Origin of the sequence: Mesorhizobium sp. WSM3873 (assembly GCF_001672445.1) — a bacterium.
Classification (GTDB): domain Bacteria; phylum Pseudomonadota; class Alphaproteobacteria; order Rhizobiales; family Rhizobiaceae; genus Mesorhizobium.
Genome location: NZ_LYTM01000012.1, coordinates 213,901 through 233,867, shown reverse-complemented (window position 1 = coordinate 233,867; position 19,967 = coordinate 213,901). Strand labels below are relative to the sequence as shown.

Sequence of the window (19,967 nt, the reverse complement as noted above, 5' to 3'; positions counted from 1 at the left end):
AACGTAGGCTCGTCGCCCGTCCTTAGGCCGAAATCCGGCCGCGACGGCGCGGATCACGAAAAGGGAGAAGACAGATGCGCAAGATCATCGCCGCCACATTCGTCAGCCTCGACGGCGTCATGCAGGCTCCGGGCGGCCCGGAAGAAGACCCGGTCGGCGGCTTTCAATTCGGCGGCTGGACCTTCCATTACTTTGACGAGGTGGCGGGGGAGGCAATGGACGAATTGTTCTCCAAGCCCTTCGCCCTGCTGCTCGGCCGCAGAACCTATGACATCTTCGCCGCGTATTGGCCGTATCAGAAAGATTCGATCGCAGATGCCTTCAACCCGGCGACCAAATATGTCGCGACGCATCGGCCGGATAGCCTGACCTGGCAGAACACGCAGCCGCTTGGACCAGACGTCGTTGCCAGGCTCAGGCAGCTCAAGCAGGAAGACGGACCCGATCTGCTCATCCAGGGTTCGGGCAATCTAATCCAGACCCTGCTCGCCAATGGGCTGATCGACGAGATCCGGTTGATGATCTTCCCGCTGTTGCTGGGCAAGGGAAAGCGCCTGTTCGGCGATGACGCGATGCCCGCCGCCTTCAAGCTCATCAAGTCGCAAACCACCAGCACGGGTGTCATCATGGCGACCTATGAGCGTGGCGGCGACGTCAAGACCGGATCTTTTGCGACAGAGCAGCCTTCCGAAGCCGAGCTCGAACGGCGCAAGAACTGGAAGTAGCGCCAAGGTTCCTCGCCCCCAAAGCGGGGGCGAGGAACGAAAAGTGTCGCTCACGCTGCCTGGCGATGCCGCGCCAGACCCTCGCGGATATGAGTGGCGAATGCCTCTGCCGTCGGCGTGACCGCATGCTTCGGCAGGTGCAGGTTGACGGAAAAATTCGGCAGCGCCGGTAAGTCGGCGTCGGACAGGATGTCGAGGTCGGCCGGAACCGTCGAGGCGAGCCAGGTGGTCACCGCAAGGTCCGACCGTACCGTTGCGGTCGTTGCGTCGATGTTGCCGTTCTCGAACACGGTGCGCCAATCGAGCCCATGCGTGCCGAGCGCCGCCAGCACCGCCGGACGGAAGGCGCAGGTATCCGCGACCATGGAAATCGGCAAAGGCCGCTTCAGGCGCGCGGAGCCGCCTTTGGCGCCGACCCAGACCAGGCGGTCGACCACCAGGCATTCGCCGGCCGTCGGACCGGCCCGCTCCTCGATGACCGCAAGGTCGATTGTCCCCGCCGCCAGCGCCGCCGCGAGTTCCGGCGAAGAGGCGCAGACCAGCGAAATCTCCACCTGCGGATAGGCTTCGGCGTAGGTTTTCAAAACAGGTTGCAGCAATGTGCCGACAAGATCGTAGGGCACGCCGATCCGCACCCCGCCGGCGACCGCCTTGCCGCTTATCTCCGCCAGGATCTCGTCATTGAGCCGCAAGAGACGCCGGCCCTTGTCGAGCAGCCGCTCGCCGGAACGCGTCAGTCTCAGGCCGCGGCGGTCGCGCTCGAACAACATCTGGCCAAGGATCTCCTCCAGCCGCTTGATCTGCTGGCTGACGGCGCCCTGGGTCAGATTGAGGGCGTTGGCCGCGGCCGTCATGCTGGCTTTGTCGGCCGTCGTCACGAAGGTGCGGACAAGTGAGGTGTCGAGATCGCGGAACATCGCTGCATTATAATCACTAATGCAGACCATATCCAACATTGCATTTACTGATAGCGCCGAGCGCCTAACATGCAGGCTCCTTCCACCGTGGAGGCTTGGATGTCCGAAACCATCATCCCCCTTGTGCTGTTCGCGTTGATCTCGACCTCGACGCCCGGCATCGCCACGACGCTGTCGACGGCATCCGGGGCGCAGTTCGGCTTTCGCCGATCGGTGCCGCTGATGGCCGGCAGCGCCGCGGGACTGGCGTCGGTAGCGGCGGCGGGTGCTGCCGGCCTGGCCGGGCTGATCGCCGCCGTCCCCTCGCTCCAGCTTGCGATGAAGATCGCCGGCTCGCTCTATCTGATCTGGCTGGCGATCAGGATCGGCCGCAGCGGCCCGCCCAAGCTCGACGTGAGCATGGCTAGGCCGAACAGCTTCTTCGGCGGCGCCGGGATTCAGTGGATGAATCCCAAGGGTTGGGCAATGGGCCTGGGTGCGGCCGCTTCCTTCGCGGCGCTTGCCGACGGCCCCTTGCAGTTGGCATTGCTGCTCGGCGCCGTGTTCGGCCTTGCCGCGGCCGTCTCGCTGTCGCTCTGGTGCGTAGCCGGCACGCTGCTGGCACGTTTGCTCCGAACCGAGCGGCAATGGCGCGCGCTCAACATCGTGCTTGGCCTGCTGCTGGCCGCCTCCATCCTGCAGATGTGGCGGCCAGCCTGAGGCCGGCAAGTCCTTCAGGTTTGCGAAGTCTATTCCGCCGGCATGGCGACCGGGCGGGCGAGCGCGCGACCCGCGAGCACCACACCCAACCCGACGATCGGGAATACAGCCGCGACCAGACCGAGATCGGCCGGCGCGCCGAAGCGCAGCACCGCGCCCCCGACCACCGCGCCAAGGGCGACGCCGAAATAGAGCGCCGAGGCGTTGAGCGAGAGCACGATCGGGGCGGCATCGGGCGCTATTTTGATGATCCGGCTCGCCTGGGCCGGCGGGAAGGCCCAGCCGACGATGCCCCACGGCACCATCATGCCCATCAGCCCCGGCCCGGCGATCGAATGCGGCAGGAAGGTCGGGATCAGCGAGAGGGTAACGAGCATCGCTGCGCTCAGCCCCAGCGACCAGCAAACCGTGCGCGCCGCGCCGAAACGGTCCGCCGCCTGGCCGCCGGCGATGTTTCCGATGACGGCGCCAACGCCGAATGCGAGCAGCATGCCGGGAAGCGCCAGCGGACTGAGGCCGCCGCCCTCGATCGCCAGAGGCGCGATGAAGGCAAAGACGGTGAAGGCGCCGACCAGCGCCAGCACGGTTGTGACCAGGATCGGCAACACGCCGGGACGGACCGCCGCAGCCAGCCGCGCCTTGAGCGGCAGCCTGGTGCCGACAATGCCGCGCGGCAGCCGCCACCACAGGATCGCCCCGGCAAGCGCACCGAGGCCGGCAATGGCAAAGAAAGTGCCGCGCCAGCCGGCAATCGCCGCCACCAGCGCGCCGAGCGGCGCGCCGACCGCGACCGCCACCGTGGTGCCGCCGACCACGACCGCGATGGCGCGGGCCCTGTGATGGTCGTCGACCAGCGCCACGGCCGTGCCTTGCGCGGTTGCCGCGAACAGGCCGGACGACAGCGCCATGACGATGCGTGCGATGAGCAGCAATTCGAAGGACGAGCTTAGCGCCGCGACGATATTGCCGATTACGAAGAACACCAGCGTCCACAGGATGACGCGCCGCCGGTCCCACTCGCCGGTCAGCGTCGCCAGGATCGGCGCGCCGATCGCATAGGCGAGCGCGAAGGCGGTGATCAGCGAGCCGGCGAGCGGAACGGAGATGCCGGCATCCGCGGCGATATCGGGAAGAAGGCTGGAGATGACGAAGCCTTCGGTCGAGATCGCAAACGATCCGAGCGCAAGCCAGAAGATCCGCTTGTCCATGGGATATCCTTTGTTCAAAAGTTATTGAACAATTGGACCTGAAGGGGCATGATGTCAACGGAGCTCGGGCAAATTAGCCGAACCCTGCTGACAGCCCTGTGTCAGGACGCCGTAGAAACCGGGAAGCTGTGTAACCAAGCAAGAAGCGGAGACGCGTTGAAGTTGGTTCCGTTTGCGCTTAATTCTCAGCCATGACCTTGCCCCATCCGACCGCCGATCAGATCAGCCTGCCGATCGTGCTTGCCGTGCTCGGCGACCCGACCCGGCTGGCCATCGTGCGCTTTCTGGCCAGCAAGGAAGGCGTGCCGATGAACTGCGGCAAGTTCCTCGACCTCGCCTCCAAGACCAACCTCAGCTACCACCTCGCCAAGCTGCGCGAGGCGGGCGTGACGCGCACCGAAGCGGTCGGCACCAGCCGGCTGATCACCCTGCGCCGCGACGACCTCGACAAGCGCTTCCCCGGCCTGCTCGACAGCGTGATCGCGGCCGCCGGCGAGGACAAGGCGCTTCCAGCGGTCGGCACCGCCGACGCCGAGATCGACGCCTGATGCGCATTGCGCTTCTGGCCGATATCCATGGCAAGGTGCTGGCGTCGGCTGCCCCGCCTATTCCGACAATACGCAGCCGGCGCATGTCTCCGAGCAGGGCAGCCGGCATGCGCGCTACGGCATCGTCGAGCTGGATGCCTCCGGCCGCTCCGAGGCGATCGCCATCGCCTACGACCATGAAGCTGCCGCAAAGCAGGCCGAAGCAGCGGGACGGCCGGAATGGGCGCACGCGCCGCGGACCGGATTTACAAAGATTGAGCGCAGCTCATATCTAGATTGAGCGAAGCTCATATTCAGGATTGAGCCCAGCTCATATCCAGGGTTGAACGAAGTTCATATTTGATTGAGCGGAAACGCCAGGATTGCAGTGCATTTAAGGATGAAGCGCAAAGTCACGCTCCGATCGACATTGCTGATCGCCGCACCTTTGCTGCTGGCCGCCGTGCCGGCTTTGGCCCAGGACGCGCCAGGCATGATCATTTCGATCATCGGCGGCCTCGCCCCGGACGATCTCCTCAACATCCGCACCACCGCCTCCCCGGATGGAAAGATCGCGGCGCGCCTGCCCAACGGCACGGCCGTGAAGAATTACGGCTGCAAGACCGTCAACAAGTATCCCTGGTGCAAGGTCGAGGACACGCAGGACGCGCATATCGTCGGATGGGCGCCGGCCCGCTATCTCAGCCCGAACAACCCGGCCCCGGCGCCCGAGGATGCAGCCGTGCCGTCAACTGACGCCGGCCCGCCACAGGAAGCGAACGCGCCGGAGCCCTCTGAAGAACCGCAGCCGGACATCGCCGCGCGCCTGGGTCGCAGCGAGCCGGCCGATCCTCCTTCCGCGGCCGATATCAGCGCCATCGCCATGCAGGATGCCTACGCCCTCGCCTTCGCCGCCTCGGCAATCACGGAGTCCGACACCCCTGCCCCAGACGCCACCGACGGCATCCCCTGCGCGCGCCGGATCGGCCAGCCGATGACCCGCTGCCTGATCAGCGTCGCACATGAGGCCGGCGACAGCGTCGTGACCGTGACCTGGCCGGACGGCGGCACGCGCATCATCCACTTCCATGACGGCAAGCCGGCCGGCTCCGATTCCTCCGACGAGTTCCGCTTCACCCGCGAAGGCAGCCTGAACATGATCCGCATCGGCGTTTCGGAGCGCTTTGAGATCACGGATAAGCTGGCACTGGGGAATTGATAGGCTGAAGACGCCGGCGGGACAGCGCCCCCTCTGTCCTGCCGGACATCTCCCCCACTTGGGGGGAGATCGGCTGTTTTGGCGCCTCGCTTTTTCTTCGCCGTCGAAAATTGGCGAAAGCAGTCGTGACGTCCAATCTCCCCCCTCGTGGGGGAGATGCCCGGCAGGGCAGAGGGGGGCGCGAAGGAATGAGACGCCTGTTTTGTTCCGTCACGCCAACCCGCAAAACCCTCATTTTCGGGGTTACATCCGCCAAAACTCTTCCCTATAAGGCCCTCCTAGCCTGATACCAGAATCGCAAGCACAACCGGCCGGGTCCTCCCCGCCCGGTTTTTCGTGCAAGCCGCTCGCCGAACGGAATCCATAGACCATGCCAAGACGCACCGACATCAAGTCGATCCTGATCATCGGGGCCGGCCCCATCGTCATCGGCCAGGCATGCGAGTTCGACTATTCCGGGACCCAGGCCTGCAAGGCGCTGAAGGAAGAGGGTTTCCGCGTCATCCTGGTCAACTCCAACCCGGCCACGATCATGACCGATCCGGAGCTGGCAGACGCCACCTATATCGAACCGATCACGCCCGAAGTGGTGGCGAAGATCATCGCCAAGGAGCGCCCCGACGCGCTGCTGCCCACCATGGGCGGCCAGACCGCGCTCAACACCGCGCTGTCGCTGCGCCGCATGGGTGTGCTCGACCGCTACAATGTCGAGATGATCGGCGCGGATGCGCATGCCATCGACAAGGCCGAGGACCGCGCGCTGTTCCGCCAGGCGATGAGCAAGATCGGCCTGGAGACGCCGCGCTCGATGCTGGCCAATGCCACCGAGGTCAAGGACGCCGACCGCAAGATCCACGAGGCCGAGCGCGCCGCGCTCAAAGCCGAGAACCCCGAAAACCTCGATGCCGCGCTCGATGCTTTGGAGACGCGCTGGAATCTCGGCGAAGGCGACCGCAAGCAGCGCTATATCAGCCACGCCATGGCGATCGCGGCGCAAGCGCTCGACCATGTCGGCCTGCCGGCGATTATCCGCCCCTCCTTCACCATGGGCGGCACCGGCGGCGGCATCGCCTACAACCGCGCCGAGTTCTACGACATCGTCCAGTCCGGCCTCGACGCCTCGCCCACCACCGAGGTGCTGATCGAGGAGAGCGTGCTCGGCTGGAAGGAGTATGAGATGGAAGTGGTCCGCGACAAGGCGGACAACTGCATCATTATCTGTTCGATCGAGAACCTCGACCCGATGGGCGTGCACACCGGCGATTCCATCACCGTCGCGCCGGCGCTGACCTTGACCGACAAAGAATATCAGATGATGCGCAACGCCTCGATCGCGGTGCTGCGCGAGATCGGCGTCGAGACCGGCGGCTCCAACGTCCAGTTCGCCGTCAATCCGGCCGACGGCCGCCTGGTGGTCATCGAGATGAACCCGCGCGTCTCGCGCTCGTCCGCGCTCGCCTCGAAGGCGACCGGCTTCCCGATTGCCAAGGTCGCGGCAAAGCTTGCCGTCGGCTATACGCTCGACGAGCTGGAGAACGACATCACCGGCGGCGCGACGCCGGCCTCGTTCGAGCCGTCGATCGACTATGTGGTGACCAAGATCCCGCGCTTCGCCTTCGAGAAATTCCCCGGCGCCGAGCCGGTGCTGACCACCGCCATGAAGTCGGTCGGCGAGGTCATGGCCATCGGCCGCAGCTTCCAGGAATCGCTGCAGAAGGCGCTGCGCGGACTGGAAACCGGCCTCACCGGCCTCGACGAGATCGAGATCCCCGGCCTTGGCTCGGCAGACCACGTCGACGACCGCAACGCCATCCGCGCCGCGCTCGGCACGCCGACGCCCGATCGGCTGCGCATGGTGGCGCAGGCGATCCGCATGGGTACCTCGCTCGAAGACGTGCACGCCATGTGCAAGATCGACCCGTGGTTCCTCGAGCAGATCGCCGGCATCATCGCCATGGAAGAGCGCATCCGCGAGCACGGCCTGCCGCAGGACGCGGCGAACCTGCGCATGCTGAAGGCCATGGGCTTTTCCGACGCACGCCTGGCGTCGCTGACCAGAACCGACGCGGAAGCGATTCAGAAGACCAGGCAAAGGCTCGGCGTTCACCCGGTCTATAAGCGCATCGACACCTGCGCCGCCGAGTTCGCCTCGCCGACCGCCTACATGTACTCGACCTATGAGACGCCCTTCGCCGGCGAGCTCGCCAACGAGGCGCGTGTGTCGTCGCGCAAGAAGGTCGTCATCCTCGGCGGCGGCCCGAATCGCATCGGCCAGGGCATCGAGTTCGACTATTGCTGCTGCCATGCCGCCTTTGCGCTGCGCGACGCCGGCTTCGAGGCGATCATGGTCAACTGCAACCCGGAGACCGTGTCGACCGACTACGACACGTCCGACCGGCTCTATTTCGATCCGCTGACGCCGGAGGACGTGCTGGAGATCCTGCGCGCCGAGCAGGCCTCCGGGGAACTGGTCGGCGTCATCGTCCAATTCGGCGGCCAGACACCGCTGAAGCTGGCCGACGCGCTGGAGAAGGCCGGCATCCCGATCCTCGGCACTTCGCCCGACATGATCGATCTTGCCGAAGACCGCGACCGCTTCCAGAAGCTGTTGCACAAGCTCGGGCTCACCCAGCCGAAGAACGGCATTGCCTATTCGGTCGAGCAGGCGCGCCTCGTCGCTGCCGAGCTCGGCTTTCCGCTGGTGGTGCGCCCGTCCTATGTGCTCGGCGGCCGCGCCATGCAGATCATCTACAACGAAGGCATGCTGCAGACCTATCTGCTCGACACCGTGCCCGGCCTGGTGCCGGAGGACATCAAGCAGAAATATCCGGCCGACAAGACCGGCCAGATCAACACGCTGCTCGGCAAGAACCCGCTTTTGTTCGACACCTATCTCACCGGCGCCACCGAAGTCGATGTCGACTGCCTCTGCGACGGCAAGGAGACCTTCGTCTCCGGTATCCTGGAGCATATCGAGGAGGCCGGCATCCATTCGGGCGACAGCGCCTGCTCGCTGCCGGTGTATTCGCTGCAGCCGGAACTCGTCGACGAGCTGGAACGCCAGACCGCCGCACTTGCCCGGGCGCTCAATGTCGGCGGCCTGATGAACGTGCAATACGCCATCAAGGACGGCACGGTCTATGTGCTGGAGGTCAATCCGCGCGCCTCGCGCACCGTGCCCTTCGTCGCCAAGACCATCGGCCGTCCCATTGCAAAAATCGCCGCCCGCATCATGGCCGGCGAGACGCTGGAAAACGCCTTCGCGCATTACGGCGCCATGCCCGACGCGCGCAATCCCGGCCATATCGCGGTCAAGGAAGCCGTCTTCCCCTTCGCCCGCTTCCCCGGCGTCGACATCCTGCTCGGGCCGGAAATGCGCTCGACCGGCGAGGTCATGGGCCTCGACCGCGACTTTGCGCTGGCCTTCGCCAAGAGCCAGTTAGGGGCCAATGTCGACCTGCCCCGCTCCGGCACGCTGTTCGTCTCGGTGCGCGACGAAGACAAGAAGGGGATTCTGCCGGCGGTGAAACGCCTCGCCGAGCAGGGCTTCAAGGTCTTAGCCACCTCCGGCACCGCCCGCTTCCTCGCCGAAAACGGCGTGACGGCGGAAAAGATCAACAAGGTGCTCGAAGGCCGCCCCCACATCGAAGACGCCATCCGCAATCGCCAGGTCCAGATCGTCTTCAACACCACCGATGGCCAGAAGGCCGTGTCGGACTCGAAGTCGCTGCGGCGGGCGACACTGATGCAGAAGGTGCCTTACTACACGACGCTGTCGGGCGCTGCGGCCGTGGCCGAGGCGATCGCGGCGCTGCGCGCGGGAAACCTCGAGGTTCGGCCGCTGCAGGAGTATTTTGGGTGAGGCTATTGGCGCAGCTTCGCCGCCTCGCCGATCCTGCACCGTTGGCGATTGGCGAAAGCCGCGATGACGGCTGATCTCCCCACTTGTGGGGGAGATGTCCGGCAGGACAGAGGGGGGCGCCGTAGAGCGCGACTTCGTGCCCGTTCATCTCAGCGCATTTTGGTACCGGCACCGATTAGCAACTCCGGAACCCCGCTTCCCCGCATTCTGCCCGTAGGCTAAAAATCTGCGATGGGTGACATCTCCGAAGACGAAATCGATCTGCGCTGCCCGCAGGTGGTCGCCGACAACGCCGCAAAGGGGCTGCGCCTGCGCAAGGAGTTCGGCCGCGGCGGCACCGAGATCGGCGTCGCGCGGGCGACGGAGTTGAAGAACCGCAAGAACCTTTCACCCTCGACCATCCGCCGCATGGTCAGCTATTTCGCCCGCCACGAGGTCGACAAGCGCGGCAAGAACTACGGCAACGAGGAAAATCCCTCTGCCGGCTACATCGCCTGGCTGCTGTGGGGCGGCGACGAAGGCCGCGCCTGGGCGCTGGAGCTGAAGAAGAAGGTCGGCAGCGCGCCGGACATCTGAGCAGCAAGCGGTTCTTCATGGAATTGCTTCACAAAAACCCTATGAACCGCCCGGCGAAAAGCACGCAGGTCCACAGGCCGAGCGAAATCACGGCCAGGACGGCCGCGATGCCCCCGGCCGACTCGGCCACCCCGCTCGTGCGGATCAGGCGAGTGAAGGCGAGGAAATTGGCCCCCGCCAGCAGGATCAGCGTCATCTTGGCAAGGAAGATCGGCATCGCCGCATAGGTGCTCGCCTTTACCGAAAACAGCAGCGCCCCGGTGACGATTGCCCCGCCAAACGCCCCAAGGGCTACGCGGCGCAGCAGCGCGACGAGCGGCGCGTGGGGCAGCGAGCGGAAGGCGCCGAGGACGCTGAAATCCATGAGGCCGACGCTGGTGAGCAACGCGCCGACCGCCATGATGTGCAGCGCATTGACGATCGGATAGGCGACGAAGGAGGCTTTCAGCCCGCGCACCAAGGCAAGCTGCTCGATGCCGGCCAGAAACTCCGCCATCTAGGCCGGCGGCAGGCGGTCGGGATAGACGTCGTAGCGCTTGCCGCCGACGATGATGCGCACCGCCTTCATGCGCTTTTCCGCCTCCTCGCGCGAGCGATGGCCGATCGCGGTCACCGCGTCGCCGAGCTTGGCGACCTCCTCGGTGAAGCCGGCGGCGATGGTGCGGGCCGGCGGCGCCATCTCCACCCGCCACACCTCGCCCTGCGCATCGACGTCCAGCGTCGCATGCGGATTGCCGATATAGATCGCCGCGATCTTGCCCTTGAGCTCGAAGAACTCGTCCTGCGTCCACGACCAGCCGTGATGGGCATAGGCGGCAGTGCCAAACATCAACGCCGCCGCCAGCACGACGCCCTGCATGGGGTTCAACGGTAACTGCATCGCCCGTCTCCTCCACTCCTCCTGCCAGCGGTCGAAAGTAGGCTACGGCACGGCCAGGTCAAATCACATCGGAGCTTCGGCCCGGCACGGCACGAATTTCGGGTCCGCGGCGTCCACAGCACGATCAGGCCTTGCTACAGGCCTTCATGCTCCCCATTTTCGCTTCTCCTGGCCGCTCTTCTCATGCATCGAAGGCGGTCGAACTCACGTCTGAGCGAGGCAAACCATGAGCAGCATGAGGGACCGTCAGGAAGGCTTCGAAAAGAAATTCGCAATGGACGAGGAGACGAAGTTCAAGGCCGTGGCGCGCCGGAACAAGCTGCTCGGCCTGTGGGCCGCCGAAAAGCTCGGCAAATCCGGCGTGGATGCCGACGCCTATGCGAAAGAGGTGGTGCGCGCGGATTTCGAGGAAGCGGGCGACAATGACGTGTTCCGCAAGGTCCGTGCCGACTTCGACGCAGCAGGCGTCGTCCAGTCGGATGCCCAGATTCGCCAGGCCATGGACGAGTTGCTGGCAACGGCGGTCGAGCAGATCAAGGCGAGCTGAGGATCCGCTGCGGGGGCAGAAACCACCCTCACTCGTGATACGCCACCGCCAGTTCCTTCACATGCTTCTCGTGCATTTTCAGCACCGGCAGAGTCTTCTTGGCGAATTCCTTCAGCGCCGGGTCGTCGCCGGAATTGGCATAGGTGCTGAACAGCGCGACCGCGTCCCTGTGCGCATCCATCAGCATCTTGATATACTTCCGGTCGAACTCTGTGCCGCTCGCCTGTTTGAGCTCGCCTAGCATCTGCTGTTCCTTAGGCCCCAGGGCGGGGCCGGCAGGCTTGATAGAAGCCGTCGTCTGGCCCTGGCTCATCGCCGCCTTGAAATCCTCCCCTGCCTTGGTGTGGTCCCTGACCATCTCGTCGGCAAAAGCCCTGAGTTCGTCCGACTGCGACTTCTCCTCGGCCAGCCTGCTCGCCTGGATTTCGAACTGGTTGGCATTGGGAACGGTGGTGACGAAAGTCTGCGTGTCGACCTTGTTGTCTGCCGCCATTGGCGCGACATCGTCGCTGTCGCTCGACTGAGCAAGGGTGGCCGGCGCGCCGGCAAGGAGCGCGATGGCGGCCGCGGTCAGAAGCGTTTTCATCTGAATCTCCGATCAGCCCCTTGCACTTCCAACGCGAAATGGCGCTGCCGGTTGCGTTCAGGGCCCGTGAAGGAGGCTGTGTTGAGATTCAGGTCAGGCCGTGCTGAAAGCGGTTGAGCCCGAGAACCGGAGCGGAGCGCACTTGAACACGTGAACACCGGAAGCGCAGGACACCGCCATTTGCAGCCCGGCATCACCTGAACATCAGCACGGCCTATCCCTTCACGCCGCCGGCGGTTAGGCCGGAAACGATCTTGCGTTGGAAGATCAGCACCAGCACCACCAGCGGCACCGTGACGATCACCGAAGCGGCCATGATGTTGCCCCAGGGGATCTCGAACTGCGAGTTGCCGGAAAGCAGCGCGATCGCCACCGGCACCGTGCGCTGCGCGTTGTTGGAGGTGAAGGTCAGCGCAAACAGGAACTCGTTCCATGCGCCGATGAAGGCGAGCAGCCCTGTCGTCGCCAATGCGGGCCACATCAGCGGCAGGAAGACGCGAGTGACGATGATCCATGGCGTCGCGCCGTCGAGGATCGCCGCTTCCTCGATCTCGACCGGCAGGTCGCGCACGAAGGCGGTGAGCACCCAGACGGTGAACGGCAGCGTGAAGATCATGTAGGAGAAGATCAGTGCGATGAGCGAATTGTAGAGGCCAAAGGCCCGGATGATCTCGAACAGGCCGGCCAGCACCGCGACCTGCGGAAACATCGACACCGACAGTATGGCAAGCATCAGTGTCGAACGGCCGCGGAACCGGACGCGTGCAAGCGCATAGGCGGATGTCACGCCGAGCAGCAGCGAGATGAGCACGACCGCGCCCGAGACGACCAAGGAATTCAAGAGATTGCGCAGGAAGGGACCTTCGACCAGCACGTTCCTGTAGTTGGCGAGGCTTAACGCCTGCGGCCAGAGGCTCGCCTCGAACAACTCGGTGCCGGATTTCAGGCTGGTGACGACGGCGTAATAGAGCGGAAACCCCGCGACGAAGACGATTGCCCCCACCAGCAGGAAGAAGCCCAGGCGCTTCAACATCGCCATCTCAGCGGCCTCCTTCCAGCTCTATCCGGCCAATGCGGATGTAGGAAATGGTGAGCAGCGCGACGATCAGGAAAAGCAGCGTCGAGGCGGCCGAGCCATAGGCGAACTTGTCGAACTCGAACAGGTTCTCGCGCACGAACACCGACATCGATTTGGTGTGCACATTGTTGGGCGTCAGCACGTAGATCAGGTCGAAGATGCGCAGCGCGTCGAGCGCGCGGAAGATCACCGCAACCATGACCGCCGGGCGGATGAGCGGCAAGGTCACCTTCCAGAAGATCTGCCACGGATTGGCGCCGTCAAGCCTGGCGACCTCGATAACATCGCGCGGCAGCATCTGCAGCGCGGCGAGGAAAAGCAGCGCCATGAACGGTGTCGTCTTCCAGATGTCGACGATCAGCACCGCGATCGTCGCCGTGTCGGTGCTCGCGGTCCAGGCGATTTTGGCGTCGATCAGGCCAAGGTTGAGCAGCACCGCATTGATGATGCCGAACTGGTCGTTGAGCATCCACTGCCACATCTTGGCCGAGACGATGGTCGGGATCGCCCATGGAATGAGGATCGCCGCCCTGACGAAGCCGCGGCCTCTGAAATCGGCGTTGAGAACGAGCGCCACGATCATGCCGAGGACCGTTTCGCAGCTCACCGAGACCACCGCGAAGAGCAGCGTGTTCCACACGGCACGCCACCAGACCGGATCGGCGAGCAGCCCGTCATAGAGCACGCGGCCGCTCGGCATGCTGAGCATCGAGAAATAATTGTCGAAGCCGACCCATTGGCGGGCGTCGAGATCGGCCAATGAGGCGTCGGTGAAGCTGTAGTAGAAGGTGCGCAGGAGCGGCCAGCCGGCGACGGCGGCAAGGACCAGAAGCATCGGCGCCAGAAACAGCCAGGCCGAGCGCACGCGTTGCCGCATCAGGCGCGAGCGGCTCACAGGCATCGCCCTCACCAGCCCTTGCCCTTCAGCCTGGTCAGCCTGGCTTCGAGATCGGCCAGATTGTCGGCGGCGCTGCCGTCGCCCGACATGGTGTTGTGGACGGCCGTCCAGAACTGGCTCGAGGCTTCGTTGTACTTGATTTTGGCGACCGCCGAAGGGCGCGGCGCCGCGTTGAGGAATATCTGCTTCCAGCGCGGGACGATCGGCTGTTCCCTGGCGATATCGGGATCGTCGTATAGCGCTTTGATGGTAGGCAGGTTGGACGTCCTCAGCGTCCGATATTTCTGCATCTCGGGCGAGGCGATGAACTTCACCAGATCGATCGCCGCGTCCTGGTGCTTGGAATATTTGGAAACCGCGAGGTTCCAGCCGCCGAGCGTTGCCGTCGGCCGGGCGTCTTCGCCGGTTCCTGCCGGCAGCGGCGCCACATCGAACTTGCCCTTGATCGGTGAGGTCTCGCTGTTGCCGAGCGCATAGGCATAGGGCCAGTTGCGCATGAAGACGGCATTGCCGGTCTGCCAGACGCCACGCGATTCCTCTTCCTGGTAAGCGAGCACGCCCGGCGGCGCAATGGTGCCGATCCAGCCCTTGACCATGTCGAGCGCGGCCGCGGCTTGTCGGTTGTTGATGGAGACCGTGCCGTTGGGCTCGATGATCTGGCCGCCGCCATTCGACCTCACCCATTCGAGCGCGTCGCAGGTCAGCCCCTCATAGGCGTTGCCCTGGAAGACGAAGCCCCACAGGTCCTTGTTGCCGGCGGTGCGCTCCTTGTCCATGACGAGCTTGGCGGTGTCGGCCAGTTCCCGCCAGGTGGTCGGCACCTTGGCGCCATATTTGTCGAGCAGATCCTTGCGGTAATAAAGCGCTGGCGCGTCGGTGAAGATCGGCAGCGCCACCAGCTTTCCGTTCACGGTCTGCGACTGGATGATCGACGCGAAATGCTCGGCCACGACATCCCTGGTCGCCGCGGTGAGATCGACGAGTTGGCTGGCAAGCTGCGGCGCCCAGATCACGTCGGTCTGGTAGACATCGATGTCGCTGTTTCCCGCCGCGAGCCACAATCTGAACTGACCGAACTGGTCGGTGCCCGACGGCGGGATCACCACGATGTCGACCTTGTTGCCGCTCTGCTTCTGGTAACGGTCGAGCATCTCGCGCAAGACCTTGATGCCGTTGCCCGTGTCGCCCGACACGATCGACAGCTCGACCGCGCGAGCCGGCGCCACCGCGAGCATCGCGCCAACGGCAAGTGCAAGGAATGCGCGGTAAAATTTCATGCTGGTGGGCCTCGCCTCGGAATCGTCCACGCGGACCTTGCCGCGTCGCCTGATGATGACCCTCCGCCCGCATTGAATGCGGAGCGACGCTTCGGGGTTCCCGGCATGGCCATCGGGGACGGTCCGCGAGCGGACTGACCCCAGTCACTCGGTTAGGGAGATCTCGCGATTGGCCGCAGGCCCAAAGCGGGCGGGCTCCGAAACCCGCCGCCCCGGAGCCCGCCTTGGAGTGGCTGACGCATGCCGGCACAGCCTCTCCGACGCCTTGCCAGCGTCGATCCGCCGATCGGCCGCCCTGCACCACGACGCATTAGCATGTCCTAACGTCAGCTTGTGTGAAGCGGTTCACAATGCGCCCTGCATTCGGTTGTGTCCCTGAAGGCAAATGCTGCGAAGCGCCTAGCCTTCCCAGGCCACCGGAACCATGCCGAGCCGCTCGTAAAGCCTGAAGGCTGCGGGGTTCTTCACCGTGTTGGTCTTGAGGTCGACATGGGCTGCACCCCTGTCGCGGAAAGTCAGGAACACGTGCCGCATCAGCGCCTCGCCGATGCCGTGCCTTCGCGAGTCCGGATGAACCGCCAGATCCTTGACGAAGCCCGACGCCCAGCAAAGCGCGGCGCCCGCCAGCAGCCCCTTGCCGTCGATGACGAGGAAACAGAGGTCCGGACCGAACTCGGCATCGCCTGAGATGCGCGGCCACCATTCGTCGAACCGACCTTCGGCGCCGTCGTCGAGCGCCTCTTCCAGCAGCGCGTGCAGGGCCTGCGCATCCCTATGCTCGAACGGGCGCATGACGAAGCCTTCCGGCCAATGCGGCGCGGTCAGCGCATCGTCGAGAAGCTTGCGAAGGCGGACATCGTTGGGGGTCGGCGGCCGGCGGCTGGTGTCACGCATGCAACTGCCCCAAAAGACCGATGGGACGAGCCTCGTTGCCGGCGCTCAGGCGCCTGGCTGCAGGCGGCGGCGGTCGACGCCGAGACCCGTTTGATCGAGCAGGCCCTTGCGCTTGGCGTCGTAATAATAGCCCGTCTGATAGAGCTGGTCGGCCCGCTTGGCGTTACCGCCCGAGACCAGCCAGGCGCCGCGCAGATATTTGACAGCGTATTTGAGATTGGTCTCGGCGTCGAACAGGCCGGCTGCCGGCCCGTCATAGCCCATGCCGCGTGCCGTCGCGTGCTTGATCTGCATCAGTCCCCAATGACCGTGATTATAGGCCTTCGGATTGAAGGTGCTCTCGCGGTTGACGACATGGCGCACCAGATCGACCGGCACTTCGTAGATCGCCGAATATTTCTCGATCAGCCGCTCGATCTCGGCGCGCGGACCCGTGGCATGCTGTTCGGGGCCCGGTTGGGCAAGCAGCGCCGGGTTCTGCGGCACCACATAGGCGACCTGCTGCACGCCCGGCATAGGAGCCACCTTCGCTGATTGGCCGGTGACCGGCATGGCAACAGCGGCAGTCCGGTAGACGGCGGCCTGCTTGAGCGCACCGGGGCCGGTCGGCGATGCGCCGGTCATCAGCACCGGCGGCGGCGGAAACTGCCCGGCCACGGGTGTCGAGCCGGCGAACGCGGCAGGCTGCGCCGGCGGCGGGAGGGCGGCGCCGGGCTGCGCGGGCGGCGGCAACGGCGCGCCAGCCATTGTCGCCCCAGGCGCCGTCGCCCCAGGTGCCGTCGCCAGGGCCACGGCATCGCCGGTCAGCGCCGCTGTTTGCACCTGAGCGAGGCCGGAAGGCTCCGGCAGCACAGCAACGGTTTCGGGCAGCGCGATGGTCGGTGTGTCGTCCTCGGCGGCCGGCGTCGATGCCGCCGCAAGCGCCGGCGAGGGTTTCATCTGTGAGGTCGAGGTACAGCCGCTGAGGCCGGCAGCGGCAACGAGCACGCCGATCGCGGTGAGGATGATTTTCGCTGCCAAGCCCTGCAGGTCCGATTGTCGGTTGTTGAAAAGTCCTTACACCAGCGATTCCAACCGGGCAATCAGGGCCAGTGTGCAGCTTTCGGGTGGCGAGACTCGAAGCAAACTGCGATATTGTTCCCCATCTGTACTGGAGATGTACCCGTTTTTCGCAGTTTGCGGAAAGGAGCGCACCATGGAAAACGCATTGCCGATCACGGCCGGCCACGCAGTGTTAGAAACAGTGATCGGCTTCATGGGCATCGCCTGGAGCGAAAAGGGCCTGATCCGGCTCTGCCTGCCCGAGCGTAGTCGCGAAGCGGTCGAGCGCCGCCTGTTTCGCCATGCCGGAGTCTCCACCTCCACCGAACAGCCGCAATGGGTGGTCGAACTGATCGCCTCGATCAAGGCCTATGCGGCCGGGGAGGATGTCGATTTCTCCGGCGTGCCGGTCGATCTCGACGGCGTCGACGATTTCCGCCTCGCCATCTATGACGCTGCGCGCAAGCTCGGCTTCGGCGAGACCACCACCTATGGCGAACTGGCCAAGCGGGCCGGCCATGCCGGGCTTGCGCGCGAAACCGGTGCAGCCCTCGGCGCCAATCCGGTGCCGCTGGTGATTCCCTGCCACCGCATCCTTGCCGCCGGCGGCAAGATCGGCGGCTTCTCGGCTACCGGCGGCTCCGCCACCAAGGAGAAGATGCTGGCCATGGAAGGCGTCCGGGTCGGCCCGCCGCCGGCCGCTCAGGCATCATTCGCGTTCTGACACGGCTTGCCGAACGCCGGACTCTAATGGCGCGGAAAGATCCGCCGTCGGAAATGCCGGTCGAAGTCCGGCCGTTTGCAGATATAGACGGGGCAGGATTTGATATCGGCGCTCGGCACATAGGCCCGCGCCCTCACCTCGCCCATGTTGCAGAAGCGCTCGTCCTGCACATAGCGGTCATAAAGCGGCAGTCCCGGCACGCGCGTCGACTGGTAGCGCAGGATGACCGCGCCCTGCCTGGCGATCGTCGCCCGCACGCGGTCGCAGCTCATGCGCGTCGGGTCGTAGCGCGAGACGGCCTGCGCCTCGGCGGCCACCAACATCAGGCAGGCGGCAAGCAGAATTGTCCTCATGATATTCTCCCGCAACAGCAAGCGTATCTTCCCTCCACAACGCATCCCCGGCTGCAAACCTTCCAAGCGCAGTGGGCTCCGTTGGACGCTATCGCGGCACATGCCGGTAACGCCATCTTGTTTTCGTTCGCGAACCATACTATATCCGGCGCATTGAATTTGGCCGATCGATCGGGCCGCGATCTTCGCGTTTGCTGACGTCTATCTCCAAAATTTCGATACCACCGGCCGGGCTTTGGTCCGGTCAAACGAAGCAAATGTGAAGGACTCTACATGGCAACTGGTACGGTTAAGTGGTTCAACGCCACCAAGGGCTACGGCTTCATCCAGCCCGACAATGGCGGCGCGGACGTTTTCGTCCACATCTCCGCCGTCGAGCGCGCTGGCATGACCACCCTCGTTGAAGGCCAGAAGATCAGCTTCGAGATCGAGCAGGACCGCCGCACCGGCAAGTCCGCTGCTGGGTCTCTGAGCAAGGCAGCCTGATTTGGCGCTGGCATTTTGCAGCCGGGCGTGATCGCCTGGCATTGCACAATGCGCCTAGTTAGCGACGCGCACCGGGCGAGAGCCTGGAGCGGGCGGCAAGTCACGGATGTACTGACGGTCGTGCGATAAGCGCGCCGGAGCGAAAGGACCCGACAAGCTGGAACAGCAGATAGCTGCCGGCCCGGCCCCAACGCTTCCGATCAGGCTACCGGCATAGGAAGGCGGGCATTGTCCCGCCTTTTTTGTTGCCTGAATTGGCAAGCCGCCGCCCGCGCTTGTGGTTCCCACTTTTGGTACTTTTAGCCCAATTGTAGTATGATTCATGACCAAGCTCGAACAGATCGAAAAGTCCGTTGCCGAACTCAGCCCTGAAGAGCTGAAGGCGTTTGCCGCGTGGTTTGAGACGCTGCAGGCCGATTTGTGGGACAAGCAGATTGAGGCCGACGCAAAGGCGGGCCGGCTGGACAAGCTGGTGGCAGAAGCACGCGCCGAAATAGCTGCCGGCAAACTGCGTGACCTGTGAGGCACAGAGCTACTGCTAGTTTTTGGACAAGATACAATTCTTTGCCAAAGGCCGTTCGCCGTACCGGCCGACAAGAACTTCACTTCGATGAGACCAATCCGCGACATCCGTCCCTCCATTTCAAAAGGTGGGAGAGCTTTGGTCGGCGAGGATAGACGACACTTATCGGGCCTTGGCCCTCGAAAGCGCTGATGCTTCTACTGGATCTGGATCGGCACCCATGCCGAATACGATCGTCTCATCAAATAGCCAGCATTCGGCGGCTGCAAAATGCTGCGGCATAGAAACAGACTACCCAACCCACTCGATCGGCACGTGCCTCTTGTCCGTCTCGACCCGCTTCAGCCACTCCACCACGGCCGGATAGGCGTCGAGCTGGAAGCCGCCCATCTCGGCGGTGTGAGTGTAGGCATAGAGCGCAATGTCGGCGACGCTGTAGCTGCCGCCGGCGAAAAAGGAGTTCTGCTCCAGATGTTTGTTCATCACGTCCAGCGCCTTTTTGCCGCGCTCCAAAGTCAGCGCCAACCGTTCCGGCGTCGCATCCTTCGCCCTCTCGGGAAATGTGAGCAGCGCCTTGCGCACCGCGATATAGGGCTCGTGGCTGTACTGCTCGAAGAACAGCCACTGATAGGCCAGCGCCCGCTCATATCTGTCGGCCGGCAGGAAGCGTGTGCCCTCGGCGAGATAGAGCAGAATGGCGTTGGATTCAGCGATGCGTCGGCCGTCGTCGAGCTCGAGCAGCGGCACCATCGCGTTGGGGTTCTTGGCGACATAGTCGGCCTTGCGCGTCTCGCCGGTGTGCGAGCTCACTTCGATGCGGGTGAAGGGAATGCCGAGCTTTGCCATCAACAGACGCGGCTTGTAGCAATTGCCGCTGTCGATCATGTCATAAAGGATCATGGCCCTCTCCGCGCGCGACGAACGATCGGCAGCCTCTAACTCGCCTG

At 64.4% G+C, this 19,967-nt stretch carries 22 protein-coding genes; 10 read left to right on the top strand and 12 right to left on the bottom strand.

All coding sequences use genetic code 11. From position 1 onward, the window contains the following. Window positions 1-74: 74 nt before the first annotated feature. Complete coding sequence (locus tag A9K71_RS11005; RefSeq protein WP_066994573.1) at window positions 75-725, top strand: dihydrofolate reductase family protein; 651 nt, start codon at window positions 75-77, stop codon at window positions 723-725. Window positions 726-775: 50 nt separating this feature from the next. Here A9K71_RS11005 and A9K71_RS11000 read toward each other — a convergent pair whose 3' ends face one another. After that, complete coding sequence (locus A9K71_RS11000) at window positions 776-1,642, bottom strand: LysR substrate-binding domain-containing protein (RefSeq protein WP_082980449.1); 867 nt, start codon at window positions 1,640-1,642, stop codon at window positions 776-778. Window positions 1,643-1,741: 99 nt separating this feature from the next. On the opposite strand from A9K71_RS11000, the gene A9K71_RS10995 reads away from it, so the two are divergent. Further along, a complete protein-coding gene (locus tag A9K71_RS10995) occupies window positions 1,742-2,341 on the top strand; it encodes a LysE family translocator (protein ID WP_066994945.1) in 600 nt (199 codons plus the stop codon). A gap of 29 nt (window positions 2,342-2,370) precedes the next feature. On the opposite strand, the gene A9K71_RS10990 is transcribed toward A9K71_RS10995, so the two are convergent. Next, window positions 2,371-3,549: an MFS transporter gene (locus tag A9K71_RS10990; protein WP_066994567.1), complete on the bottom strand. Its 1,179-nt coding sequence runs from the start codon at window positions 3,547-3,549 to the stop codon at window positions 2,371-2,373. A gap of 191 nt (window positions 3,550-3,740) precedes the next feature. On the opposite strand from A9K71_RS10990, the gene A9K71_RS10985 reads away from it, so the two are divergent. From A9K71_RS10985 to A9K71_RS10970, 4 genes are all read left to right on the top strand, one after another. Further along, a complete protein-coding gene (locus A9K71_RS10985; RefSeq protein ID WP_066994564.1) occupies window positions 3,741-4,097 on the top strand; it encodes a helix-turn-helix transcriptional regulator in 357 nt (118 codons plus the stop codon). Window positions 4,098-4,524: 427 nt separating this feature from the next. Next, window positions 4,525-5,295 (top strand): SH3 domain-containing protein, encoded by a 771-nt coding sequence (locus tag A9K71_RS10980; protein ID WP_348626986.1) that lies wholly within the window; start codon window positions 4,525-4,527, stop codon window positions 5,293-5,295. Window positions 5,296-5,665: 370 nt separating this feature from the next. Beyond that, on the top strand, window positions 5,666-9,157 hold the full coding sequence (carB, locus tag A9K71_RS10975) for a carbamoyl-phosphate synthase large subunit (protein WP_066994558.1): 3,492 nt from the start codon (window positions 5,666-5,668) through the stop codon (window positions 9,155-9,157). Between the two features lie 231 nt (window positions 9,158-9,388). Beyond that, on the top strand, window positions 9,389-9,733 hold the full coding sequence (locus A9K71_RS10970; RefSeq protein ID WP_197504217.1) for a hypothetical protein: 345 nt from the start codon (window positions 9,389-9,391) through the stop codon (window positions 9,731-9,733). 28 nt (window positions 9,734-9,761) lie between these two features. Here the strand turns inward: A9K71_RS10970 and A9K71_RS10965 are convergent, their stop codons facing one another. Next, entirely contained in the window at window positions 9,762-10,229 is a 468-nt protein-coding gene (locus A9K71_RS10965) for a hypothetical protein (protein WP_066994556.1), read from the bottom strand. Then, the gene (locus tag A9K71_RS10960) at window positions 10,230-10,613 is read right to left on the bottom strand and encodes a DUF6152 family protein (protein WP_066994553.1); all 384 of its coding nucleotides are present in this window, start codon (window positions 10,611-10,613) and stop codon (window positions 10,230-10,232) included. Window positions 10,614-10,839: 226 nt separating this feature from the next. Between A9K71_RS10960 and A9K71_RS10955 the strand changes: the two genes are divergently transcribed. Further along, window positions 10,840-11,160, top strand: coding sequence for a DUF1476 domain-containing protein (locus A9K71_RS10955; protein WP_066994550.1), 321 nt, complete (start codon window positions 10,840-10,842; stop codon window positions 11,158-11,160). A 28-nt stretch (window positions 11,161-11,188) separates the two neighbouring features. On the opposite strand, the gene A9K71_RS10950 is transcribed toward A9K71_RS10955, so the two are convergent. The 6 genes from A9K71_RS10950 to A9K71_RS10925 form a co-directional block, all read right to left on the bottom strand. Continuing rightward, entirely contained in the window at window positions 11,189-11,746 is a 558-nt protein-coding gene (locus A9K71_RS10950) for a DUF4142 domain-containing protein (protein WP_066994547.1), read from the bottom strand. 214 nt (window positions 11,747-11,960) lie between these two features. Then, window positions 11,961-12,785 carry a carbohydrate ABC transporter permease gene (locus A9K71_RS10945; protein WP_066994544.1) on the bottom strand — a complete coding sequence of 275 codons (825 nt, stop codon included), beginning with the start codon at window positions 12,783-12,785 and terminating at the stop codon, window positions 11,961-11,963. A gap of 1 nt (window position 12,786) precedes the next feature. Further along, on the bottom strand, window positions 12,787-13,725 hold the full coding sequence (locus A9K71_RS10940; protein ID WP_066994939.1) for a sugar ABC transporter permease: 939 nt from the start codon (window positions 13,723-13,725) through the stop codon (window positions 12,787-12,789). Between the two features lie 5 nt (window positions 13,726-13,730). Further along, the gene (locus tag A9K71_RS10935) at window positions 13,731-14,999 is read right to left on the bottom strand and encodes an ABC transporter substrate-binding protein (protein WP_066994541.1); all 1,269 of its coding nucleotides are present in this window, start codon (window positions 14,997-14,999) and stop codon (window positions 13,731-13,733) included. Window positions 15,000-15,398: 399 nt separating this feature from the next. After that, entirely contained in the window at window positions 15,399-15,893 is a 495-nt protein-coding gene (locus A9K71_RS10930; protein WP_066994539.1) for a GNAT family N-acetyltransferase, read from the bottom strand. 45 nt (window positions 15,894-15,938) lie between these two features. Next, a complete protein-coding gene (locus A9K71_RS10925) occupies window positions 15,939-16,913 on the bottom strand; it encodes a lytic transglycosylase domain-containing protein (protein WP_066994537.1) in 975 nt (324 codons plus the stop codon). Between the two features lie 175 nt (window positions 16,914-17,088). Between A9K71_RS10925 and A9K71_RS10920 the strand changes: the two genes are divergently transcribed. Then, entirely contained in the window at window positions 17,089-17,658 is a 570-nt protein-coding gene (locus tag A9K71_RS10920; RefSeq protein ID WP_066994936.1) for a methylated-DNA--[protein]-cysteine S-methyltransferase, read from the top strand. Window positions 17,659-17,681: 23 nt separating this feature from the next. On the opposite strand, the gene A9K71_RS10915 is transcribed toward A9K71_RS10920, so the two are convergent. After that, complete coding sequence (locus A9K71_RS10915) at window positions 17,682-18,011, bottom strand: hypothetical protein (protein WP_066994933.1); 330 nt, start codon at window positions 18,009-18,011, stop codon at window positions 17,682-17,684. A gap of 273 nt (window positions 18,012-18,284) precedes the next feature. Between A9K71_RS10915 and A9K71_RS10910 the strand changes: the two genes are divergently transcribed. Together A9K71_RS10910 and A9K71_RS10905 are read left to right on the top strand one after the other, a co-directional pair. Beyond that, window positions 18,285-18,497 carry a cold-shock protein gene (locus tag A9K71_RS10910; protein WP_066994534.1) on the top strand — a complete coding sequence of 71 codons (213 nt, stop codon included), beginning with the start codon at window positions 18,285-18,287 and terminating at the stop codon, window positions 18,495-18,497. A 322-nt stretch (window positions 18,498-18,819) separates the two neighbouring features. Then, window positions 18,820-19,020: a hypothetical protein gene (locus tag A9K71_RS10905; protein ID WP_066994531.1), complete on the top strand. Its 201-nt coding sequence runs from the start codon at window positions 18,820-18,822 to the stop codon at window positions 19,018-19,020. A 291-nt stretch (window positions 19,021-19,311) separates the two neighbouring features. Here A9K71_RS10905 and A9K71_RS10900 read toward each other — a convergent pair whose 3' ends face one another. Beyond that, complete coding sequence (locus tag A9K71_RS10900) at window positions 19,312-19,920, bottom strand: glutathione S-transferase family protein (RefSeq protein ID WP_066994931.1); 609 nt, start codon at window positions 19,918-19,920, stop codon at window positions 19,312-19,314. Between the last annotated feature and the right edge of the window lie 47 nt (window positions 19,921-19,967).

Excerpts from the sequence above, each read along its gene's own strand:
- A9K71_RS11005 (WP_066994573.1), top strand. The coding sequence starts at position 75 with ATGCGCAAGATCATCGCCGCCACATTCGTCAGCCTCGACGGCGTCATG.
- A9K71_RS11000 (WP_082980449.1), bottom strand. The coding sequence starts at position 1,642 with ATGTTCCGCGATCTCGACACCTCACTTGTCCGCACCTTCGTGACGACG.
- A9K71_RS10995 (WP_066994945.1), top strand. The coding sequence starts at position 1,742 with ATGTCCGAAACCATCATCCCCCTTGTGCTGTTCGCGTTGATCTCGACC.
- A9K71_RS10990 (WP_066994567.1), bottom strand. The coding sequence starts at position 3,549 with ATGGACAAGCGGATCTTCTGGCTTGCGCTCGGATCGTTTGCGATCTCG.
- A9K71_RS10985 (WP_066994564.1), top strand. The coding sequence starts at position 3,741 with ATGACCTTGCCCCATCCGACCGCCGATCAGATCAGCCTGCCGATCGTG.
- carB (WP_066994558.1), top strand. The coding sequence starts at position 5,666 with ATGCCAAGACGCACCGACATCAAGTCGATCCTGATCATCGGGGCCGGC.
- A9K71_RS10970 (WP_197504217.1), top strand. The coding sequence starts at position 9,389 with ATGGGTGACATCTCCGAAGACGAAATCGATCTGCGCTGCCCGCAGGTG.
- A9K71_RS10965 (WP_066994556.1), bottom strand. The coding sequence starts at position 10,229 with ATGGCGGAGTTTCTGGCCGGCATCGAGCAGCTTGCCTTGGTGCGCGGG.
- A9K71_RS10960 (WP_066994553.1), bottom strand. The coding sequence starts at position 10,613 with ATGCAGTTACCGTTGAACCCCATGCAGGGCGTCGTGCTGGCGGCGGCG.
- A9K71_RS10955 (WP_066994550.1), top strand. The coding sequence starts at position 10,840 with ATGAGCAGCATGAGGGACCGTCAGGAAGGCTTCGAAAAGAAATTCGCA.
- A9K71_RS10950 (WP_066994547.1), bottom strand. The coding sequence starts at position 11,746 with ATGAAAACGCTTCTGACCGCGGCCGCCATCGCGCTCCTTGCCGGCGCG.
- A9K71_RS10945 (WP_066994544.1), bottom strand. The coding sequence starts at position 12,785 with ATGGCGATGTTGAAGCGCCTGGGCTTCTTCCTGCTGGTGGGGGCAATC.
- A9K71_RS10940 (WP_066994939.1), bottom strand. The coding sequence starts at position 13,725 with ATGCCTGTGAGCCGCTCGCGCCTGATGCGGCAACGCGTGCGCTCGGCC.
- A9K71_RS10935 (WP_066994541.1), bottom strand. The coding sequence starts at position 14,999 with ATGAAATTTTACCGCGCATTCCTTGCACTTGCCGTTGGCGCGATGCTC.
- A9K71_RS10930 (WP_066994539.1), bottom strand. The coding sequence starts at position 15,893 with ATGCGTGACACCAGCCGCCGGCCGCCGACCCCCAACGATGTCCGCCTT.
- A9K71_RS10920 (WP_066994936.1), top strand. The coding sequence starts at position 17,089 with ATGGAAAACGCATTGCCGATCACGGCCGGCCACGCAGTGTTAGAAACA.
- A9K71_RS10915 (WP_066994933.1), bottom strand. The coding sequence starts at position 18,011 with ATGAGGACAATTCTGCTTGCCGCCTGCCTGATGTTGGTGGCCGCCGAG.
- A9K71_RS10910 (WP_066994534.1), top strand. The coding sequence starts at position 18,285 with ATGGCAACTGGTACGGTTAAGTGGTTCAACGCCACCAAGGGCTACGGC.
- A9K71_RS10905 (WP_066994531.1), top strand. The coding sequence starts at position 18,820 with ATGACCAAGCTCGAACAGATCGAAAAGTCCGTTGCCGAACTCAGCCCT.
- A9K71_RS10900 (WP_066994931.1), bottom strand. The coding sequence starts at position 19,920 with ATGATCCTTTATGACATGATCGACAGCGGCAATTGCTACAAGCCGCGT.